The organism is Acinetobacter sp. FDAARGOS_494 (genome assembly GCF_003812225.1).
Classification (GTDB): domain Bacteria; phylum Pseudomonadota; class Gammaproteobacteria; order Pseudomonadales; family Moraxellaceae; genus Acinetobacter; species Acinetobacter baumannii.
In genome coordinates this window covers 1,263,730-1,284,249 of sequence record NZ_CP033866.1, presented here as the reverse complement: position 1 = coordinate 1,284,249, position 20,520 = coordinate 1,263,730, and the positions used below count along the sequence as shown (strand labels likewise).

20 protein-coding genes are annotated in these 20,520 nt (G+C 38.7%); 10 read left to right on the top strand and 10 right to left on the bottom strand.

What is annotated here, in order from left to right:
• Positions 1 to 19: 19 nt before the first annotated feature.
• A complete protein-coding gene (locus EG365_RS06250; RefSeq protein WP_000783289.1) occupies positions 20 to 781 on the bottom strand; it encodes a hypothetical protein in 762 nt (253 codons plus the stop codon).
• A gap of 592 nt (positions 782 to 1,373) precedes the next feature.
• Between EG365_RS06250 and EG365_RS06245 the strand changes: the two genes are divergently transcribed.
• A complete protein-coding gene (locus EG365_RS06245; RefSeq protein ID WP_000691035.1) occupies positions 1,374 to 1,682 on the top strand; it encodes a hypothetical protein in 309 nt (102 codons plus the stop codon).
• Positions 1,683 to 1,717: 35 nt separating this feature from the next.
• Complete coding sequence (locus tag EG365_RS06240; protein WP_001190932.1) at positions 1,718 to 3,073, top strand: S8 family serine peptidase; 1,356 nt, start codon at positions 1,718 to 1,720, stop codon at positions 3,071 to 3,073.
• A 98-nt stretch (positions 3,074 to 3,171) separates the two neighbouring features.
• On the opposite strand, the gene EG365_RS06235 is transcribed toward EG365_RS06240, so the two are convergent.
• The 3 genes from EG365_RS06235 to EG365_RS06225 all read right to left on the bottom strand — a co-directional run bounded on the left by EG365_RS06235 (position 3,172) and on the right by EG365_RS06225 (position 5,132).
• On the bottom strand, positions 3,172 to 3,603 hold the full coding sequence (locus EG365_RS06235; RefSeq protein WP_001088069.1) for a hypothetical protein: 432 nt from the start codon (positions 3,601 to 3,603) through the stop codon (positions 3,172 to 3,174).
• 94 nt (positions 3,604 to 3,697) lie between these two features.
• The gene (locus EG365_RS06230) at positions 3,698 to 4,117 is read right to left on the bottom strand and encodes a hypothetical protein (RefSeq protein WP_000644155.1); all 420 of its coding nucleotides are present in this window, start codon (positions 4,115 to 4,117) and stop codon (positions 3,698 to 3,700) included.
• A gap of 148 nt (positions 4,118 to 4,265) precedes the next feature.
• Positions 4,266 to 5,132: a LysR family transcriptional regulator gene (locus EG365_RS06225; protein ID WP_000350225.1), complete on the bottom strand. Its 867-nt coding sequence runs from the start codon at positions 5,130 to 5,132 to the stop codon at positions 4,266 to 4,268.
• 108 nt (positions 5,133 to 5,240) lie between these two features.
• Between EG365_RS06225 and EG365_RS06220 the strand changes: the two genes are divergently transcribed.
• Together EG365_RS06220 and EG365_RS06215 are read left to right on the top strand one after the other, a co-directional pair.
• The gene (locus tag EG365_RS06220) at positions 5,241 to 6,143 is read left to right on the top strand and encodes a DMT family transporter (protein ID WP_001018299.1); all 903 of its coding nucleotides are present in this window, start codon (positions 5,241 to 5,243) and stop codon (positions 6,141 to 6,143) included.
• Positions 6,144 to 6,178: 35 nt separating this feature from the next.
• Complete coding sequence (locus tag EG365_RS06215) at positions 6,179 to 6,463, top strand: YciI family protein (protein WP_000637638.1); 285 nt, start codon at positions 6,179 to 6,181, stop codon at positions 6,461 to 6,463.
• Between the two features lie 52 nt (positions 6,464 to 6,515).
• On the opposite strand, the gene glyS is transcribed toward EG365_RS06215, so the two are convergent.
• The 3 genes from glyS to EG365_RS06200 form a co-directional block, all read right to left on the bottom strand.
• Positions 6,516 to 8,585, bottom strand: a complete 2,070-nt coding sequence (gene glyS, locus EG365_RS06210; RefSeq protein ID WP_000033889.1) for a glycine--tRNA ligase subunit beta — start codon at positions 8,583 to 8,585, stop codon at positions 6,516 to 6,518.
• A complete protein-coding gene (glyQ, locus tag EG365_RS06205; protein WP_000085212.1) occupies positions 8,585 to 9,562 on the bottom strand; it encodes a glycine--tRNA ligase subunit alpha in 978 nt (325 codons plus the stop codon). Before glyQ ends, glyS begins: the two co-directional genes overlap by 1 nt.
• A gap of 94 nt (positions 9,563 to 9,656) precedes the next feature.
• Positions 9,657 to 10,079: a hypothetical protein gene (locus EG365_RS06200; RefSeq protein WP_000942505.1), complete on the bottom strand. Its 423-nt coding sequence runs from the start codon at positions 10,077 to 10,079 to the stop codon at positions 9,657 to 9,659.
• Between the two features lie 29 nt (positions 10,080 to 10,108).
• Here EG365_RS06200 and EG365_RS06195 point away from each other — a divergent pair, with 29 nt between their 5' ends.
• The 4 genes from EG365_RS06195 (at position 10,109) to EG365_RS06180 (ending at position 13,930) form a co-directional block, all read left to right on the top strand.
• Positions 10,109 to 10,525, top strand: a complete 417-nt coding sequence (locus EG365_RS06195) for a lysozyme inhibitor LprI family protein (protein WP_000910996.1) — start codon at positions 10,109 to 10,111, stop codon at positions 10,523 to 10,525.
• Positions 10,526 to 10,634: 109 nt separating this feature from the next.
• Positions 10,635 to 11,897 (top strand): putative DNA modification/repair radical SAM protein, encoded by a 1,263-nt coding sequence (locus EG365_RS06190; protein ID WP_001283774.1) that lies wholly within the window; start codon positions 10,635 to 10,637, stop codon positions 11,895 to 11,897.
• A 2-nt stretch (positions 11,898 to 11,899) separates the two neighbouring features.
• The gene (locus tag EG365_RS06185) at positions 11,900 to 12,697 is read left to right on the top strand and encodes a TIGR03915 family putative DNA repair protein (protein WP_000481385.1); all 798 of its coding nucleotides are present in this window, start codon (positions 11,900 to 11,902) and stop codon (positions 12,695 to 12,697) included.
• A gap of 132 nt (positions 12,698 to 12,829) precedes the next feature.
• Entirely contained in the window at positions 12,830 to 13,930 is a 1,101-nt protein-coding gene (locus EG365_RS06180) for an HPP family protein (protein ID WP_000111462.1), read from the top strand.
• 69 nt (positions 13,931 to 13,999) lie between these two features.
• Here EG365_RS06180 and EG365_RS06175 read toward each other — a convergent pair whose 3' ends face one another.
• On the bottom strand, positions 14,000 to 14,254 hold the full coding sequence (locus EG365_RS06175; RefSeq protein ID WP_000013717.1) for a PspC domain-containing protein: 255 nt from the start codon (positions 14,252 to 14,254) through the stop codon (positions 14,000 to 14,002).
• Between the two features lie 253 nt (positions 14,255 to 14,507).
• On the opposite strand from EG365_RS06175, the gene EG365_RS06170 reads away from it, so the two are divergent.
• Positions 14,508 to 15,155: a hypothetical protein gene (locus EG365_RS06170; RefSeq protein WP_000054114.1), complete on the top strand. Its 648-nt coding sequence runs from the start codon at positions 14,508 to 14,510 to the stop codon at positions 15,153 to 15,155.
• 72 nt (positions 15,156 to 15,227) lie between these two features.
• Here the strand turns inward: EG365_RS06170 and EG365_RS06165 are convergent, their stop codons facing one another.
• Positions 15,228 to 17,051, bottom strand: coding sequence for an acyl-CoA dehydrogenase C-terminal domain-containing protein (locus EG365_RS06165; protein ID WP_001112081.1), 1,824 nt, complete (start codon positions 17,049 to 17,051; stop codon positions 15,228 to 15,230).
• 257 nt (positions 17,052 to 17,308) lie between these two features.
• On the opposite strand from EG365_RS06165, the gene EG365_RS06160 reads away from it, so the two are divergent.
• Positions 17,309 to 19,612, top strand: a complete 2,304-nt coding sequence (locus EG365_RS06160) for a hypothetical protein (protein ID WP_000550355.1) — start codon at positions 17,309 to 17,311, stop codon at positions 19,610 to 19,612.
• A gap of 45 nt (positions 19,613 to 19,657) precedes the next feature.
• Here EG365_RS06160 and aroE read toward each other — a convergent pair whose 3' ends face one another.
• Positions 19,658 to 20,446, bottom strand: a complete 789-nt coding sequence (gene aroE, locus EG365_RS06155) for a shikimate dehydrogenase (RefSeq protein WP_000166019.1) — start codon at positions 20,444 to 20,446, stop codon at positions 19,658 to 19,660.
• Between the last annotated feature and the right edge of the window lie 74 nt (positions 20,447 to 20,520).

Sequence of the window (20,520 nt, the reverse complement as noted above, 5' to 3'; positions counted from 1 at the left end):
TTTTTTATTGCTAACTTAATTAGTTAGTACCGAAAAGACCTTTAATAAAAGATTTCTTTTCGCCTTTTTGTGTAGACGCTTGAGCGCCTGCATTTACGTTTGCATTTGCATTAATACCAGCAACATTAACACCAACGTTTACACCTGTTTGAGCGTTAACTCCATGAGCTGGTTGAGCTGTATTTAATTTTGCTTGAGCATCAGCTTTAGTGTCAGCAACGAATTCTTTTTGCTCAGCTTGATTTTGTGCTACACGAGCTTTAACAGCATCTACACGTGCTTGAGCATCGGCCTGTTTTTCAGCAGTAAATTCTTTTTGGTCAGCTTGTTTTTCTGCTACCTTAGTTTTTACAGCATCAAGATGCGCTTTTGTATCTGCTTTAGCTTCAACTGCTAGGTTTTTAGTGCCAGTTGCAGCCTTAGTCGCTAAATTTTTTGTACCTGTTGCTGCTTCGGTAGCAAAATGTTTAGTACCAGTTACAGCTTCACTTGCTACATGTTTAGTGCCAGTAGCAGCTTTAGAAGAAAGTTCAGTTACTTTACCTGTTGTTTTTTTTGTAGCTTTAACGGTTGTGTCAGCAGCTACGTGACCAGCATGTTTTGCTGTGTTCCCTACAGTATGTGCAGTATTTTTGACTGTATTGGCTACGCCACTAACAAGACCACCTGGTTGTACGTTGACTTGAGCAGATGCACCTGCATTAACGCCCGCACTTTGTGCAAAAATAGAGGCAGAAGCAAGTACACTTGCAGTAACGATAGCTGTTTTCATCATTTTCATTGCGATATCCTTCAAAGAATATACCCTTTTAGTGAGGTATTTCATAAACGCAATCGCATCATAGCTAAGGAAATATGAGCTTGGGAACTCACTTCATCAAAACGTTACAACAGTGTTACATTGAGTAAACAGACTAGGGATAAATTGTGAAGATTAATAAAAATTAATAATAAAGTGAAAAAGAACATTTATTTTTTAGTTATTCTTATTAAGCTGGTCCTATTTTCATCTTACAGCTTTTTAACCTTTATCTCCTAAATTTTTCTATCGTTGTTCATGTGATACATGCCTATATCTCTAAATGTGATGTAGTTCTCGTTATTTGTTAGAGGAAACGGCATAATAATTGCTTATTATGAGAATAGGGTGCTTTTTAGCACTTTTTTGAACCTTATTCTGCCAGAAATATAAACGTAAAGGGCAGAACTGTATTTTTGCTTATTCGAGAAAAGATATTTTAGCTTTTCTCATGTTTATACATTTTACGAAATAGAAATTTCACATGAAATGTAACTCAAGAAATGTCTCTTTATTTCGAATAATCAAAAGTAAATATAGATGTCTATAAACAAAAGAACAGAGATCTTAAATGATGAAAATTATAGCTTCCCTACTTGTAATAGTCGGCTTGATCGCCGTTGTTCTTTATTTCAAACCCACAAGCGGTGCATCTGATGTGTTCAATTCTGCTTTACATGAGACGAATTCACCGCAAACAGATACTTCATCTTCCCTTTCTAAACTTAAGGAGCCTACTCAACTTAAAAACGTATCTTTAAATTCAAACCACTCTCAACCGGTATCAGCAGATGCCGTTCCTTTCTATGACACAAAAAGTGATCCTTCGATTCAACCGATTGATCCAGAAAAAGATCCAGCAAATGAAATAAAAGCGAAATAAGCAAATTGTTAGTTGAAAAACTACGGAGAAAAATAATGCAAAGTAAAACGTTGTTTCTATTAGGTCTATGTACAATTTTCAGTACAACTGCGTCCGCTCTTCCTTTGGACTCCAAAGGGGCCAAACAGCGGTTAAGTCAGGCAGCAAAACAAAAAGTATTCCAAGGTAAAATAGATTTAGATGCTTTGGTTAGTAATGATTCAAACGATTTAATTGTCGAATACAATATTCCTTCATCGAGCGTACCTTCAGGTTTAGAACGGCGAAGTTATATTGCTACAAATAAAAAGAATCTTCAGACAAGGTTTAATCGTGCCGGTGGTGTACAAGTACTTCGGGATTACAATAACCTACCTTTGGCTTTTTATCGGATTAGTAACCGTGAGGCTTTAGTAGCTTTATTAAATGATCCGAACGTTAAAGCAGTTTATCCAAACCGTATTAACCGTACTACAACTACTGAAAGTTTGCCTTTGATTAATCAACCACAAGCCAATACCAATGGTTTTACGGGGGAGGGATCTAGTGTTGCTGTGCTGGATACAGGGGTAAATTATCTACATTCAGATTTTGGATGTACCGCTGTGAATACTCCATCGAGTACTTGCCGCGTGGTTTATTCTTTTGATAGTGCACCAGATGATGGCACTTTGGATGATGATGGGCATGGTAGTAACGTTTCCGCTATTGTGTCGAAAGTCGCTACTAAAACTAAAATTATTGGTATTGATGTATTTAGAAAGGTCAGATCGCAAGGTAAGTGGGTAAGCACCGCTTATGATAGTGATATTCTCGCGGGGATTAACTGGGCTGTAAACAATGCACAAACCTATAATATTAAAGCGGTGAATTTGAGCCTTGGTGTGCCGGGAGTCAAATATACCTCTGAGTGTAGCGATAGCAGTTATGGAACAGCATTTGCCAATGCGCGAGCTGCTGGCGTGGTTCCGGTTGTAGCCTCTGGTAATGATGCCTTCCCTGACGGAATTTCATCTCCTGCTTGTGTGGCAGGGGCAGTAAGGGTAGGTGCTGTTTATGATAGTAATATTGGTGGTGTGTCATGGGGTAACCCCGTGAAATGTTCTGACCCTACTACAGCAGCAGATAAGGTAGCCTGCTTTAGTAATGGGGGAAGTCTTGTGACTTTATTGGCACCGGGTGCAATGATTACCGCAGGTGGCTATACCATGGGCGGTACCTCTCAAGCGACACCACATGTGGCAGGCGCGATTGCTCTATTGAGAGCGAATAGCGTAAGTCCAACCGAAAGTATCGATCAAACTATTAGTCGGTTAAAAGCTACGGGTAAACCTATTACTGACTCAAGAACGGGCCTGGTTTTCCCACGGATTGATTTGCTGGCGGCAACCAATGGTTTAACCGTTAACTAAATAGCATATTTATAATTTTTTATTAGGTCCAAAAATTTAAATGGCTATGGCTCGTTGCAAAAGATAACTTCTGCAACGAGTTTTTTTATGAAAAAGCCTTAATCACACTTTGCTAAGTTGTCTTTACTAAAATTACTTTGAAGTTTTTTGAAGTTATTTTGAATTTCGGGATCTTGGATATTAAAAGTGGTAGAGCTTTTGGTTGTCGAATTGGTCGCTTGACTTAATATGCCAGAAGAGTCTGGATATTGTTCTGTAAATGATTGAGCTGAAATCAGACCTTTATTATTAAAAATCCAATGTTCAGTTACTTGTCCACCACCTAAATAACCCGTAAATTCAATCATACAAGCTTGCTTATCGTGTTTAATAAGCTTGGCTACATTGCCTGTGGTGGTTGGATAAGCTTCGATATTGGTATCTTGTTCTAAAACTTGTGCCTGAGGATAAGAAGAAAGAGGTGCGGTAGTTGCACATGCAGTTAATGCTAAGCAGCACAGGGTAGAAAAGAGAAGTTTTTGACTGTTCATAAGGCAGGTTCCTAGCTCTTTGTAGTGGATGTATGTCTTTTTTAAAGTGTGTTTCTTTGGAAGCGCGATATGATCGCGCTAATCTGGTTTAATCTTAATTGGCAGTCGTACTAGATTTACTTAGCTCACCTTGTTCGATTGGAATATTTTCACCGTTTCTACTGCTGGTGATATTTTGCTTAGCTTGTTCTATTTTCTGTTCAGTAAATACTTTGGCTGTATCCGTTTTTTGTTGAACAACTTCTGCTTTTTCGGCGGTAAATTCTTTCGTATCTTTCCATTTTTCACTAATTTTATTTGAAGTTTTTTCAGAAGCGCCTTGAATGGAATCTCCTAAATTTTGAATTCCTTTTCCTGTTTTGTATAACAGTACGCGGCCTAAGCTTGGATTATCGCCATAAGGCATTGTCTTAGAGGTTGCTTCATTCACTTGTTGAGGTTGAGGTGTTTCAGCAAAGAGAGATGATGAAACCAAGATAGAGCTTGTAATACATAAAATTTTTATGGCTTTCATTTTGGATTAATCTCCCCAATGACTATCAAAATATGGATAGCTGATCTTACTGTTAAAAATAAATCTTGTGCAGACATGAGATAAAACCCATACGATTCGATTACGAGAAATCATCATTTGAAGGGAATAGCATCATTACCCAAATACTTTATAAACAAAACTCAGACTTAATCAATTCTATAAACATGTCTCTCGCTTTATGGTTACTCACATTTTTATGCCAGAAAAAATGATTTTGCATAAAGGCAAGGTATTCGAATTTATAACTTTGAATATGCGCTAAATTTTTATATTGCTCATAAATACTCTTAGGCACTAACGCCACGCCAGAACCCGCACTGACACACCCAATAATGGTGGCGTAACTGGTAATACTGGTGATAGGGAGAGAGATATTCTTCAGTTTAAGCCATTCTTCAAGAGCTGCGCGGTAAGGACAGCCTTCAGTCCACATAAAAATTTCTTTACCAATCAGATCTTCTTGGCAATGAATTTCTCCTAAAGAATGAGATGCAATTAAGACCATGTCTTCTTGATAAATACTCAGTTTATTGAGCATAGGAAACTCAATATTGCCTGCAACAATTGCACCATCAAGTTTGTGCTGAGAAATATCGACTAGTAGCTGTTTCCATGTGCCAGTAATAATTTGAATAGAAACTTCTGGATAACGTTGATGATATTTTGCAAGTAAGTTAGGCAGGCGAGTTGTAGCAGAAGATTCAATAGCTCCAATTTTGAGCGGGCCAGAGGGCGGTGCATCTGGATGAATACTTCGTTTCGCTTCATCGCATAGCGCTAAAATTTTATGGCAATAATCGAGAAAGATTTCTCCTGATGGGGTGAGTTTTAAAGCTTTACCTTCACGATAAAACAAAGGTGCTCCAAGCTCTTCTTCGAGTTGTTTAATCCGTGTCGTAATATTGGATGGTACACAATGCAGTTGCATTGATGCCTTTGCCATTGTTCCGCATTCAACCACGGTTTGGAACATCTTTAACTGAGCGATATCCATGTTTTATCATTCACTTTTAATGAATATTAAACTCAATATAAGTTAATTTTATTCAACTATCCATGCGCATATGATGAAAGAGTTCCATTTCATTAGTGCAGATTTAACATGGCAATTTCTCTTGCTGCCGAAACCCAGCCTCCCGCATTTAAGCTCTACTTATGTATTGCTGTAACCGTCTTTTGTTGGGGCTATTCACCTATTGGTGTACATAGTGCTTTGCATTCATATACACCGCAGCACATTGCCTTGCTTCGCTTTTTGATTGCATCGGTTTTCTTGCTGCTTTTGGTTATGAAAAAAGGAATTCAGCCTTTAAAGTGGAAAGATGTTCCTGCACTTGCTGTATTAGGGTTTTTTTCTGTAACGCTGCATCATTTGCTGATAAATACGGGGCAGCAATATGTAACTGCTGTCGCATCTAGTATTTTGAGCCAATCTATTCCGCTATTTACCTTTATTATTTCGGTTTTGCTTTTTAAAGAACAAATCAGTTTTAAAAAGTGGTTGTGTATTTTGCTAGGGCTTTGTGGCGCCGTGTTAGTGGTCAGCGGAGATCATGGTTTTGGTATGCCGAGCCCTTATAGTTTGTTGATTGTTTTAGCTGCAATTGCATGGGGGCTTTATTTTAATTTATATAAAAAATTTGCCTTAAATTATGATGCCTTGAGCATGATGTGCTACATCATTTGGTTCGGGACCCTTCCTTTACTATTTTATAGTGCTCATTTACCTAATGAAATTTTACATGCCACTTGGCAAGCCAATATGTCGGTTGTCTTATTGGGTATTTTTCCAAGTGCGATGGCTTATGTACTTTGGGGCTATGTACTTAAAAATATGCCGTTAACGATTGCATCGAATTTTTTATATTGCTCTCCTATTGTCGCGATGAATTTGGCGGTGATTTTCTTAAATGAGAAACCATCAATGATGGTGCTGCTGGGAGGAGTAATTATTGTGGGAAGTTTAGTGTGGATGAATTGGGGGAATCGGCGTACTATCGAATAAGCTATGTCATGCGCTACTTGCTTTAAGAGAATGAGATGATTGTTGTTACTTTAACTTATAAAAAACCGTTAGCCGAAGTTGACGCTGTACTCAAAGAACATATTGCATTTTTAGATCATTACTATGAGCAAAAGAAATTTCTGGCATCAGGTCGCCGTGAAAATAGAGTAGGTGGGGTAATTTTAGTTTTAAGTTCTTCTATTCAAGAAGCTGAAAAAATTATAAAAAACGATCCGTTTTATATTCATGATGTGGCCGATTATGATTTTATGTGGTTTGAGCCATCGAAAAGTTTAGAAGAAATTAAAGAGTTTGTTTAACTCAAAAAATAAAGGGATCTATAAAAGATCCCTTTATTTCATAATAAGCTAATTAACCCTGCAACACACTCACATCAGCAACAGCAGTAAACAAGTTACGTAACTGAGCCAATAAACGTAAACGGTTTGCTTTCAGGTCAGCGTCATCTGCCATGACCATTACACCATCAAAGAATGCATCAATCGGCGCACGAAGTGCTGCAAGCTTAGAAAGGGCAGCAGTATAGTCTTTTGCTGCAAGTAATGGTTCAACCACAGGAGTCACTGCTTGAAGCTCAGCAAATAATGCCTTTTCGGCATCTTCAACCAAGTTCGCTTCAATTACAGAGCCTTCTGGTGCTGCTTCTTTTGCAAGAATATTAGCAACACGTTTATTTGCAGCAGCAAGTGCAGCAGCTTCAGGTAATGTGCGGAAGTGGTTAACAGCATTTACTCGCTTGTCAAAATCAAGTGGAGATTTTGGTGCAAGTGCTTGAACTGCTTGAAGTACGTCAACAGCAACACCTTGGTCTTCGTACTTAGCTCGGTAACGACCTTCTAAGAATGCAACCGCATCAGCACGAGTTTTGTCGTGGTCTTTAACGATATCGCCATAACCTTGAAGTGCAAGATTAACTAGCTCTTCAATCGTTACATCTAATTCATTTTCAATGATTAAACGTAAGATACCAATTGCTGAACGACGAAGTGCAAACGGGTCTTTAGAACCTGTAGGCGCTTGTCCAATACCAAAAATACCAACAAGCGTATCTAAACGGTCAGCAAGGGCAATAGTTGTACCTGTTTTGGTTTTTGGTAAAACATCACCCGCAAATTTTGGTAAATATTGCTCACCTAAAGCTTCTGAAACTTCAGTGTTTTCGCCTTCAATACGCGCGTAGTAAGTACCCGCAATACCTTGAAGTTCTGGGAATTCACCAACAAGCTCAGAGGTTAAGTCGCATTTAGCAAGTAATGCAGCTTTTTCAGCATCAGCTGGGTTTGCACCAGTGATTGAAGATAATGCAACTGCAAGTTTTGCAATACGTGTTGATTTGTCCCAAAGCGTACCAAGCTGTGCTTGGAATACCATGTTTGCTAATTTTTCTTTACGAGATGCAAGCGGTTGCTTTTGATCTTGTAAGAAGAAGAACTCAGCATCAGACAAACGAGGGCGAACAACTTTTTCGTTACCTTCAATAATTTGAGTCGGATCTTTAGACTCAATATTTGAAACAGTAATAAAGTAAGGCTGTAATTTACCTTCCGCGTTGATCAAACAGAAATACTTCTGGTTGTCTTGCATTGTCGTGATGAGTGCTTCTTGAGGAACAGCTAAGTAGCGTTCTTCAAAAGTTGCACGTAAAGCCACAGGCCATTCAACCAGACTTGTTACTTCATCAAGTAAGTCAGCTGGAACAATCGCAGTTGCATTCACTTCATCAGCTAACTTTTTCACTTGTTCTTGAATGGTTGCCTGACGCTTTTCAAAGTTCGCTACAACATATGCTTTTTCTAACGCAGCTAAATAGTCATTTGCATGCGCTAAGGTCACAGCTTCAGGTGCATGGAAACGGTGACCATAAGTCACATTACCAGCTTTGTGATCTTGAATAGTCGCCTCAATAACTTGGTCATCTTTGAGTAAGACAACCCATTTCACTGGACGTACAAATTCGGTACGGCTTGCAGCAGAACGCATGCGCTTAGCAATTGGTAAATTGTCTAACGCAGTTTGTAAAATCTGTGGAAGTAAAGCATCAAGGCTTTGACCTTTCACATCTTTTAAATAGCAAACTTTTTCAACTTTACCTGCTTGGAATGTAGAAAGCTGATCAACAGTAATGCCTTGACCGCGCATAAAGCCTTCAAGTGCTTTAGTCGGTTTGCCTTCTGCATCGTAAGCTGCTTGAACAGCAGGGCCGTCAAAACGTTTTTGTGTATCCGCTTGAGCAGCATCTACATCTACAATTTTAAGCGCTAAACGACGTGGAGCTGCATAAGCTTCAACAGATGCGAAGTCTAAACCTGCTTCATTTAAGCCTTTTACAGTTTCTGCTTGTAGTGCATCACGTAACGTTTTTAAGCTTTTTGGTGGAAGCTCTTCACAGCCAAGTTCGAATAAAACAGTATGTTTGCTCATTAGTTTTTCTCCGCCTTTGCTGCTTCACTTTCAGCTTGTGCTTTTAGCTGTGCCAATACTTCATCACGTAAATGCGGTTCTGCCATTGGGAAGCCAAGCTCTGCACGTGCTTGTACATAACTTTGTGCAATAGCGCGCGCCAAAGTACGTACACGTAAAATGTAACGTTGACGCTCAGTTACAGAAATTGCACCACGTGCATCAAGCAAGTTAAAGGTATGAGACGCTTTAACGACTTGCTCATAAGCTGGAAGTGGAAGTTTAGCTTCCATTAAACGGTTAGCTTCTGACTCGTAGAAATCAAATAGTTCAAATAGTTTGTCAACTGGAGCGTATTCAAAGTTATAAGTCGATTGCTCAACTTCATTTTGATGGAATACGTCGCCGTAAGTTACAGTACCGAATTGGCCTTTCGTCCAAACAAGGTCATAAACCGAGTCAACGCCTTGAAGGTACATTGCAAGACGTTCTAAACCGTAAGTGATTTCGCCTGTTACTGGGTAACATTCAACACCACCAACTTGTTGGAAGTAAGTGAACTGAGTTACTTCCATACCGTTAAGCCAAACTTCCCAACCTAAGCCCCAAGCCCCAAGAGTTGGAGATTCCCAGTTGTCTTCTACGAAACGGATATCGTGAGTAAGCGTATCAATCCCGATTGCTTTTAAAGAATCGAGATAAAGCTGTTGGATATTGTCTGGGTTTGGTTTAAGTACTACTTGGAACTGGTAATAGTGTTGCAAACGGTTCGGGTTTTCACCGTAGCGACCATCTTTTGGACGACGTGAAGGTTGAACGTATGCCGCGTTCCAAGTCTCTGGCCCTAAAGCACGTAAGAATGTTGCGGTGTGGAATGTTCCAGCGCCCATTTCCATGTCGTAAGGTTGTAGTACGACGCAGCCTTGTTCGGCCCAATAGTTTTGTAGGGCAAGAATTAAGCCCTGAAATGTATCAATGTGCGAGATGGCGCGACTCATGTAGCATCCACGAATTTATGAGAAAAATTGCCACTAAGTATAAGGATTTTGTGGTGGAGTGGCAAAGGCTTAATCAAGGGAATACATGATTCGGTCATTTGTTTTTCTGGCTTAGCCACTTTAAGCCTAACCAATAGCAAAAGCCTGTAAATAAGATCATCAGATAGAAACTGTAGATCTTATAAATATGCCACCAAGGGGAAGGGAATGATCCGACAAAAATCAAATGTGTAATAGGGCCAATCAAAATCCAGATCGCAGTTGTGCTGATGAAAATACTCATCAGATTTAAACGATTTTTACGGGCGAGAAAATAGGAAATGATATATACAAAAGGAATAACCAGAAGGCCATAAAAAAGTAAATAAAATAAGAAGTGGGCTAGAAAAACAACTCCAATCGAATAAAGGTTGAACTCAGCATTTAATATTATTACCCCTAAAGCAGATAAACTCAGCAATGGGATGGGTGCAAGCGCAAGTGCGTGAATAATCATTTTTTTGTTATATTGAAGCATATTAAAAATTATAGAATCGAGAATAAATTATGCTGAAATTTTGCTGCAAACTCATTGTTTTATCTAGCCTTTTTGGTAGTCCATGGTTGTATGCGCAGACCGAAGCTGACGAGCAAGACGAGTACAACCAATGTGTAGATCAGACTATTAAAGAAATGCAGCTTGAGAGTATTAACAATATGGTCGTGCATAGCTGTTCTGAACAAGCTAAAAAGACTTATGAAGAAAAAATTGTTGCTCTGATTGATCAAATTCGTACACAAAGCGAAGAATATAAACAGCCAGAACGTTACCAAGATATTTTAAAATCTCAACGACTCTGGAAAGCTTATGTAGATCAGGAATGTAATAATGCAGGCTCATACATTGGCTCACCCATGTATTCGTATTGCCCAATGCAAGAGTATGCAGCGCGTGTAAAGCAGCTTGAAGAATACGTTAATTAAGACGAATTATTTTAAACGTCACCTCATGACGCTGAGCGTATTTCACTGGATTAAATTTAAGAATGCGAAATGATATTTTTTAAACGATGCCATAAATGAGTCGTTTGATATGTCTGATCGCATTCGAGAAAAACTACAAATTCTTGCTGATGCTGCTAAATATGATGTGTCTTGTTCATCAAGTGGCAGTGATCGTAAAAACAAAAATAAAGGTCTGGGGGATGCCAGTCATTCGGGTATTTGCCATAGCTATACCGAAGATGGCCGCTGTGTATCTCTCTTAAAAATTCTATTTAGCAATGTGTGTATTTTTGACTGCGCCTATTGTGTTTCACGCCGTTCTAACGACGTCCAGCGTGCAGCATTTACGGTGCAAGAGGTTGTAGACTTAACTATTAATTTTTACCGCCGTAATTATATTGAAGGCTTATTTTTAAGCTCCGGCATATTTAAATCGGCCGATCACACGATGGAGCGCATGCTTCAAGTCGTGAAAAAGTTACGTCTTGAAGAAAATTTTAACGGTTATATTCACCTAAAAACAATTCCGGGTGCATCGCCTGAACTGATCCATGAAGCAGGTTTATATGCTGACCGGATGAGTATTAATTTAGAGATGCCGACTGAGATTGGGTTAAAAACTTTTGCGCCAGAAAAATCACATCAGGAAGTACAAAAAGATTTAGGTTTAGTTCGTGACCGGCTCATTCAACTGAAAGATGAGCGACAAATTATTAAGCACGTGCCGAAATATGTACCAGCAGGGCAGACTACGCAAATGGTTGTTGGCGCTCATCAAGAGTCAGACCAAGATGTCTTGTTTATGGCTGACAAACACTATAAAGAATTTAAACTCAAACGTGTCTATTTTTCGGGTTATATCCCAATTAATACTGAAAATAATTATTTGCCCGCAGTTGGCTCTGCACCGCCATTATTGAGGGAAAACCGACTCTATCAAAGTGACTGGCTGATGCGTTTTTACGGTTTTGAAGTCAATGAAATCGTCAATGAAAAACACCCTAACTTAGACCTTGATGTAGACCCAAAATTAAGCTGGGCTTTAAGGCATCCTGAACAGTTTCCGGTAGATTTAAACCGTGCAGATTATCAAATGATTTTGCGTGTACCGGGCATTGGTGTGAAATCGGCCAAGAAAATTGTGCAGGCTCGCCGTTTTGGGAAAATCCATATCGATTTACTTAAAAAACTCGGTGTGGCCTACCAACGAGCAAAATTCTTTATTCGCTGCGAAGACAGTCCAAAATTCCAAAAAGAGCTATCATCAAGTTTTATTCGGCAGCAGATTTTAACTCAGGGATCTTCTAAATATGTGCAGCAACTCTCGCCACAATTAAGCCTTGGGTTTTAGCTATGTTTAATGAGGAAGTAGCTTACTATTTTGATGGTTCAATGGTTGGGCTGCTGAGCTGTGTATTTCGTGCATTTCAATTTAAAGAATTACAGGTCAGGCTCTGTTTGAATGATGCAGCTCAACATGGCTTATTTGCTGATAAAATTGAGGTTTCAAATAACGAGCAACACGCCGAGCGTGTTTGGTCCGCGCTACAAAAAAAGCTTTCATCTTCTTCCTTAAAACAATTTTATTTTGCCTCTTTATCTGAATCTTTAGACGCCTATCAGCATTTATTTAATTACTGTATTTATGTGTTTAGTAGTCATTCTTCTGTAGAAAAAGATTATTCACATCCCAGTGTTTTAGCGATTGCACAGTGGACGAAAAAGGTCGGGCGTGAGAAGCATCGAATGGAGGCTTTTATTCGGTTTAAGAAAACCAAAGATGAGCTTTTTTTAAGTCTGGTTCGTCCTGATTTTAATGTCTTACCACTCATTCAGCCGCATTTTAAACGGCGTTATCAAGATCAGCGTTGGCTCATTTATGATGAGCAACGTAAATTCGGACTGTATTATGATTTACGGGAAATACATGAAGTTTCACTCGAAGCCTCAGACGTTGACCGTAATTTAAAAAATGGAATGAGTCAAAGCTTTCAGCTTGAGCTTGATGAGCAGGAAGTTTTATATGATCAGCTTTGGAAGGATTATTTTAAAAGCGTTAATATTACGGAACGCCAAAATATTAAGCTTCATGTGCAATATTTGCCTAAACGTTACTGGCGCTATTTAAATGAAAAGTTAATTGAATATTAAAATATTAAAATAGTAAGAGCACATTCAACAGGTTTTCTGATAATTGAAAGATATAATTTAAATGCACTTTATGTGGCTTTGGGCGTATACTTTTGCCCGTTATAAATAACGGCATATCCCCTAAGGTGTACTGTGAGTGTTATACAGCCAGAATGGTTACAGATTTTAAAACCGAATTTTAAGGTTTTACCCCTAAAAGAACGGTTGCTTTGTGGCGTTGGAGCGCTATGTGGTTTAGCAATTTCCTCGTTAATTAGCTGGTATGTTTTAGGCGGAATTAATGCTTGGTACATTGCACCAATGGGGGCTTCATCTGTTCTCTTATTTGCTGTACCTACCAGTCCATTGGCTCAGCCTTGGAATGTTATTGTCGGTAATACATTAGCCGGAATTATTGGGGTCGCCTGTGCACAGTGGATTCCTGATTTAACCACGGCTTTTAGCGTGGCTGTGGGTTTTGCCATATTTTTGATGATGACTACCGACTCCTTGCATCCACCTAGTGGGGCAGTTGCGATTACGGCTGTGTTGGGCGGTGCTGCTATTCATAAATTAGGCTTTTATTTCGTTTTTTATCCGGTTCTGCTCAATTCATTACTTCTACTCGGTTTTGCTGTATTTTTTAATCGATTGATTGGGCGACATTATCCGGTTACTGCACATTTAAATGAGCGTAGTAAAGATCCAACTCCCACTCAAAAAGTATCAATTCAGCCAAAAGATATTGAGTATGCGTTAGAACATCATACTGAACTGTTAGATATCAGCCAGTACGACTTAGAAAAAATCATTTTAGAAGCGCAAGAACATGCCAATGAACGTATGGTGAACCAATATACCTGTCAGGATATTATGAGCCGTGATGTGATTAAATTGCATGAAAATGATGATATTCATCAGGCATTAGATAAATTTAAACAAGAAAATCTCATGAGTTTGCCTGTAGTTAATGCAGACAACCATTTAGTGGGTACTTTGGCGTTATATGAAGTTGTGGAATGGTTTAAAGGGGCAACAGACCCAAGAAACTCATGGCAGCATTACGTAAGACAAATTATGAGTCGTCGAGTAGTTACTGTACTGCCAACTCAGCCGATTCAAGACCTTGTACCTTACTTTGTTGAGAAGTCTTTTAACTATATTCCGGTGGTTGAGGAACGAAAACTGATTGGAATCATTAGCCGTGCAGATATGATTGCGGCTTTACAACAGCAGTTAAATCGTAAATTGTAATTTTAAACATAAAAAAAGCTACGGTTGATTAGGGGATGCAACCGTAGCGACCAAAATAAACTAAGTTATTTAATGTATTTGTTCTTCTCGTACAGTGCGAACAGGTTGTTGATAACCTTGTACTTGTTCTGGCTGTTTTTTAGGAATTACCAACCATAAAACTAAGTACACTAAAATCCCTGGAAAAGCCGCGCTCATTATCGAAACTAACACGAAAATAATGCGTAATAAATTTGCATTCCAACCAAATCGTTCAGCAATACCGCCCATTACACCGGCGATCATGCTTTGTCGGTTCGAGCGATATAAACCAGAATTGGCCATCTAAGTCTCCTCAAATATATAAGTTACAAGGAATCATTTATTCACTTGGTTAATAAGAATATGGAGCCAATCCGAATGAATTAAAGGTTCACAAAACTAAAAATGGTTAAAATATGTAAATGGTTTAAATCAATGAAAGCAACATCTACTAAAATGCACTGTTTCGGGGCTGAAAGTGTTTGTAGCAGCGATGATATCGTTCCTGAACAATAAGGTTGAACTGTAGCATTGCTGTTGTATGTGAATGATGTATATGTCTTTGAAGTCGTCTGGTCTTTTAATGAAACATTTGGGTGTGGCAGCCATCTTGTGTATGGGGTTAAGTGCCTGTGATGTAAATCATGCCGACTCTAAAGATCACTCCGCGGTAGCAACGACTTCTAGACATGAAGATAGTTTGATTAAAAGCACCACTAAGGTTAAAACTCTAGATGATGCAGCGGGACGAACTTTCTTGCCTGAGGGCGTCCCAGATCAAACCTCAAAACTATCCGAAGCAGACCAACAATATGCAGGCCGTTATCATACTCGTATTTCATGTGAAGATAATTTTGCCGATTGTGAAACAGGCGAGGCAGAATATATTTTAAATTTATTACCTGATGGAACTGCGTATTGGAATGTTGTTCATTTTGGTCGTGTTGGTAGTAAAGATGGCTCAAAAAGTGCAGTCATCAATCAATTATGTCCTTCCTTGAAATGGAAGGTCGAACCTGCCGTTCATGAGTTAACGATTCAATGTCCTTTATCAGATGTTAACTTCTATTTTGATATTGATGCAAAACAAAGATTAGTCGTAAATTTAGAAAAATTATTTTATAGCGATTTTGGTAAAAACCGTGAGTTTTTGGAACAAAATTATTTTGTTCCTACAAAAGCTTATGTACTTGATAAAGAGTAAAGTCAATTTTAGCAAAATCAAAAAGAGCGCAATATCAATTGCGCTCTTTTTGATTTTAGAGTCTATACATCATTAGTAGTCGAAACTAAAGTGTTCCGCTGGTAATGAAGTCAGCGTACGAGAAGTCGTTACCATTGACTCTGCATGACCTTGAGCACGTGGTAATAAACGGTCAAAGTAGAAATCTGCAACTTTAATTTTTGCTTTATAGAACTCAGGAGTTTCTTGGCCATTACCTGCTTCTAATTTTTCAGAAGCGACAACTGCTTGTTGTGCCCAGAAATAAGCCATCATCACATAGCCTGAGAACATCAAGAAATCTACAGAAGCAGAAGATACGATGTCACGATCTTTACGTGCAGCAAGCATGATACGAACAGTTAAAGTGTTCCACTGAGCACAAAGCTTTGTTAAGTCCCAAGCAAAACGACGTAAGTATTTATTACGCGCATGTGCAGCACAGAACTTTAAGATCTCAGCAGTGTATTCACGAACTACTTTACCTTTTGAGCTTAACAACACTTTACGGCCAATCAAATCAAGTGCTTGAACACCAGTTGTTCCTTCATACAGAGTAGAGATACGGGCATCACGTACGATTTGCTCCATACCCCATTCTTTGATGTAACCATGGCCGCCGTACACTTGCATACCGTGGTTAGCAGCTTCTAGGCCAAGCTCGGTCAAGAAACCTTTTAAGATTGGTGTATAGAAACCAAGTTTATCGTCATAATCTTCAAATGCAGCTTGGTCACCGCGTGTCAAAGCATCTGTCATTTTGTCAGCAAGCTGTGCTGCGTAGTAGATCATTGAACGACCACCTTCAGCGATTGCTTTTTGAGTTAACAACATGCGGCGTACATCAGCATGGTGAATGATTGCATCAGCAACTTTATCTGGATCTTTTTTACCTGAAAGGGCACGCATAGACATACGTTCTTTGGCATATGGTAGAGCGCCTTGGAAAGATAACTCTGCATGGGCAATACCTTGAACCGCAGTACCAATACGCGCTGTGTTCATAAAGGTAAACATGGCATGTAGGCCTTTATTTACTTCACCAATGAGGTAACCTGTTGCATTATCGAAGTTCAATACAGCAGTTGCAGAAGCACGGATACCCATTTTGTGTTCGATTGAACCACAACTTACAGTATTACGTTCACCTACGCCGCCCTCCGCAGTTGGGATAAATTTAGGGACGATAAATAATGAAATACCACGAGTACCTGCTGGTGCATCTGGAAGACGTGCAAGCACAATATGAATAATGTTTTCTGTTAAATCATGCTCACCGGCAGAAATAAAGATTTTTGTACCAGAAATCTTATAAGTGCCGTCAGCTTGTGGTTCAGCTTTGGTTTTTACCTGACCTAAGTCTGTACCACATTGAGGTTCGGTTAAGCACATTGTGCCGCTCCATGTACCTTCAACAAGTTTCGGCATATACGTTTGTTTTTGCTCATCTGTACCGAATTGCAAAATAGTATTCATACAGCCTGAACTTAAACCTGGATACATGGTAAATGACCAGTTCGCAGTACCCATCATCTCTGATTTAATCAGGTTTAAAGACATTGGTAGGCCTTGACCACCAAATTCTTCAGGATAAGAAAGACCTTGCCAGCCACCCATTACAAACTGGTCATAAGCTTCTTTAAAACCTTTTGGCGTTTTAACTTCGCCGTTGTCAAAATGGCAACCTTCTTCATCGCCAGATTGGTTAAGTGGAGACAATACGTTTTCACAATAATCTGCTGCACCTTCAAGAATCATATCTACTGTATCAGGATCTGCACTTTCACCATTTGATAAAGTTTTGTAGTGAGCAGGATAGTCTAGTACTTCATTCATTAAGAAGCGGATATCGTGTAGCGGAGCTTTATATGCTGGCATGGCTTTAATCCTAATTTTGAATCATTGTGGGATTATCTGAATCGATGATTTGATTATTCACTCGCATGATAAAAATACAATGTTAATCGCACCCGAAAGGAATGTCAGAAAAGCGAATTTTGTCGAAAATAAATACACCTGAAATTATAATTTCTGCTAAAGTCGGGACTTATACTTTTATGTGAAAAAACAACTAATTTTTTTATTTTTAGCAAGTTTTGTTAAAAAGATAAAGCGATAAGGTTTTAAAAAAGGTTATGCATTTAAAATATCTCAGTTTATGTTTATTTAGTTTGGGCTTGACGGCATGTGCACAACACGGCGTGCGTCCACAGGTGGCATCTGCGAGTTTAGAGCAAAAAGCCATTCAAAGTGTTAATGCGATGTATGAATACCCAAGTTATGATTATCGCGGAAACTTTAAAATTACCGTTGATCCTTCACAAATAAAGCAAAATGTAAAAGCTGAGAATACTGCTAAGCTAGATGCTGAATTACAAAAGAAAGTTGATCAATATTTACGTGAACAAAAAGTTGCCTTAAGTAAAGCACAGAAACAAACCTTATATACGGCGATTGCAAACGAACAAGGTGATTTGGGACTGACTTCCTCAGCACGTTCTGAAAAAATTAATACCGTATTATTTAATTTGTTAAATGATCTTCAGTTTAGTTATGACGGCTCGATACATTATCGTCAAAAAATGGGTTCATTTAATTTAACTGCTAGATATGAAAAACCGACACTTTTAGTTCAGGCAAAATTGCCAATGGTGCTTGATCTTGAGAATTATAAGTTTTACATAAATTATTTTGGTTTGATGCCATATTTGGTTAATAAAGATAATCAAAATAATTTGGCTTATGTTGATTTCTCAAAATATAAAGCCTTCTTTAAAAATGTCGATAAGAAGAAATTTATTGAATACCTTAAAGCTTCAAGTGCTGTTTCATACCGATTAGCTGAACCGCAAAACCTACAACGTGTATCGTTGACTGAGGCTGATCGTAAAGCAGGGGCGGTTGAAAAAATTCGTTTAAAGACGACGGTTGAGCAACTACTTTTAGAAGTAGATTTGTTTGGGCAAGTTAATGAAAAATATCTTCAAAAAAGTGTTTTAGGTCTTGATGAGGAAAAACTTGCTGAAACGCTTGCCGCAGAGATTGCTGCTTCTGATGCGAAAAAAGGCACTGCTGGTAAAGAAGAACAAAAGGTTTCTTCTGATGACGCCGCTGCTGTTAGCCAACAGTTGTACTCCCTTGTTAATGCTCATTTAGGCAATACTTCTACTTCTGAAGATGAGGAAATAGAGTCTGCTTCTAGTGAAGAGGCGAGTGATGTAGCTGTAGCAGAGGCCGAGCAAACTTCAGAAAATGAAGAGGTAGTTGCACTGACGGAAGATCAATGTATTGAATTAAAATCACTTAAAAAACCGGTCGCTTTAGGGGATATTAATTATTGCCAAATCTACGGTATTGATGTTCTAGATCAGAGTGATACAAGTATTCAAAAAGCGCAAATCAAGTCTCGTCAGGACGCTTTAAAGCAAACTTTTGAAGCTTATAACCAAAACCAGTTTATTAATGATGAAGCATTCAAAGCTCTTTGGTTAAAACATAAGGATGAAATTGAACAAGCTTTACCGAAGCAAAGAAACCCAATCACAATTGATGTGGCTTTAGATGACAAAGGCCGTGCAGTCAATATGGATTACGATGTTGATTATACGCCAGCTGAGTTTAAGCACCGCTTCAATATTAAAGCAGATATGCAAATTCTGAATTATGGGAAAGCGACTTCAATTGATCAGCAGCAGCTTAAACAAGCTAAATCTGTGGCTGAAGCAAGTAAAGGTTCTATGCTGGAAAACTTTATTAAAGGTTTTAGTGAAAAGCTTGGGCAAAGTGATGTTTCAGAGCACCCTGTGGCCACACATAGTGATGTACAAGATTTAGATGCAAATCTGGCTGTACTTGCAGATAAAACCTATGATGCAACGCATGCTTATGATAAAACTTATAAAGCAGTATTTATTGCCAAATTGACTGCCGAAAAACCGTCATATATTAAGTATTATTCAGTTCAACAACTCCAAGAAATTGCTGAGGTTTATGCTTACTGGTTCTCTGATGAAGATACATATAATCCTCAAGGAAAAGCCTTAGAGCGTATTACCGCTTTACAGAAAAAACATCATCTTGAACAAGATGATCAGTTTGACCACGAGTTAGGACGTGCTGTAGATCATATTGTATTAACAACTATACAAGGTAAAACAGGGCGTGAAGCTTGGCAGAAGCTACAGAAGCAATATAAACAGCCAGCCCAACTTTTCTCAAAACAGTATCAGTTAGAGTTTGAAAAACAAAATGGTGTTTCTGCTGAAGAAAAGCATCTGTTATCAGAAACGGCTGATATTTTAGGGAATGTTTATGTGGCTGCTCGTAAAAAACAGCTTTCGGAAAAAACAATTCAGAACTTAAAACCTGAACATAATGAATTTATCGATTATGAAATTTTCCGTGAGGTTTATAAGCAAATGGTTGCCGCTAGAAAATAATAAGTAAGATAAAAAAGAACCTACATATGTAGGTTCTTTTTTGGTTTATAGAAAATCTTTTAATTGTGGTCGTACATTATTCCAGATAGAGAAGGCTTCAATAGCTTGGCCTACTAACATGCCAAAACCTTCCGCATAAGGCACATTACGCTGTTTCGCTTGATCAAGGAAACTAGAAGGTTTGCCATAAGCCATTTCATAGGCATATTTAAATTTTAATTTTTCAGGTAGTTGTAAAGCATCGCCTGAAAGACTTGCCGAAGTTGCATTAATCACAATATCAAAATCGCCTTCTAAATCATTTAGGGAAATTGCTTGTAATTGGGCTTGTGGAACTGCTGTTTTTAAGTCATCTACAAGTTGTTCTGCACGAGCTAAAGTTCGGTTTGCAATGACGATTTTTTTGGCACCAGCCTGTACAAGGGGATAAATAACACCACGCGTTGCGCCGCCAGCTCCTAAAATTAAAATAGTTGTATTTTCAAGATTCCATTCTAAAGCTTGAATTGCGGCAACTAAGCCTTGGCCGTCGGTATTGTCACCATGCAATTTGCCATTTTCCATCCATAAGGTATTTACAGCTTTAGCAATTTGAGCACGCTCGGTTAACACATCACATAAAGCAAAAGCTTGCTCTTTAAAAGGAACAGTAACGTTCATACCACTGCCGCCTTTTGCAAAGAAACTTCGCATGCTCGATTCAAAACCGTCAAGAGGAGCAAGCCGTTTTTGGTAGTTTAGATCAACACCTGTTTTTTCAGCGAAAGCATGATGCAATTCAGGAGAGCGTGATTGTTCGATCGGATTGCCAATTACTGCAAACTGTTTGGTCATTCTTGTATCCAAAATTTTAAAATGGCATGAAGCAGATAGAGCCTGCACTGAATATTCAGCAGGCCTCACTATAA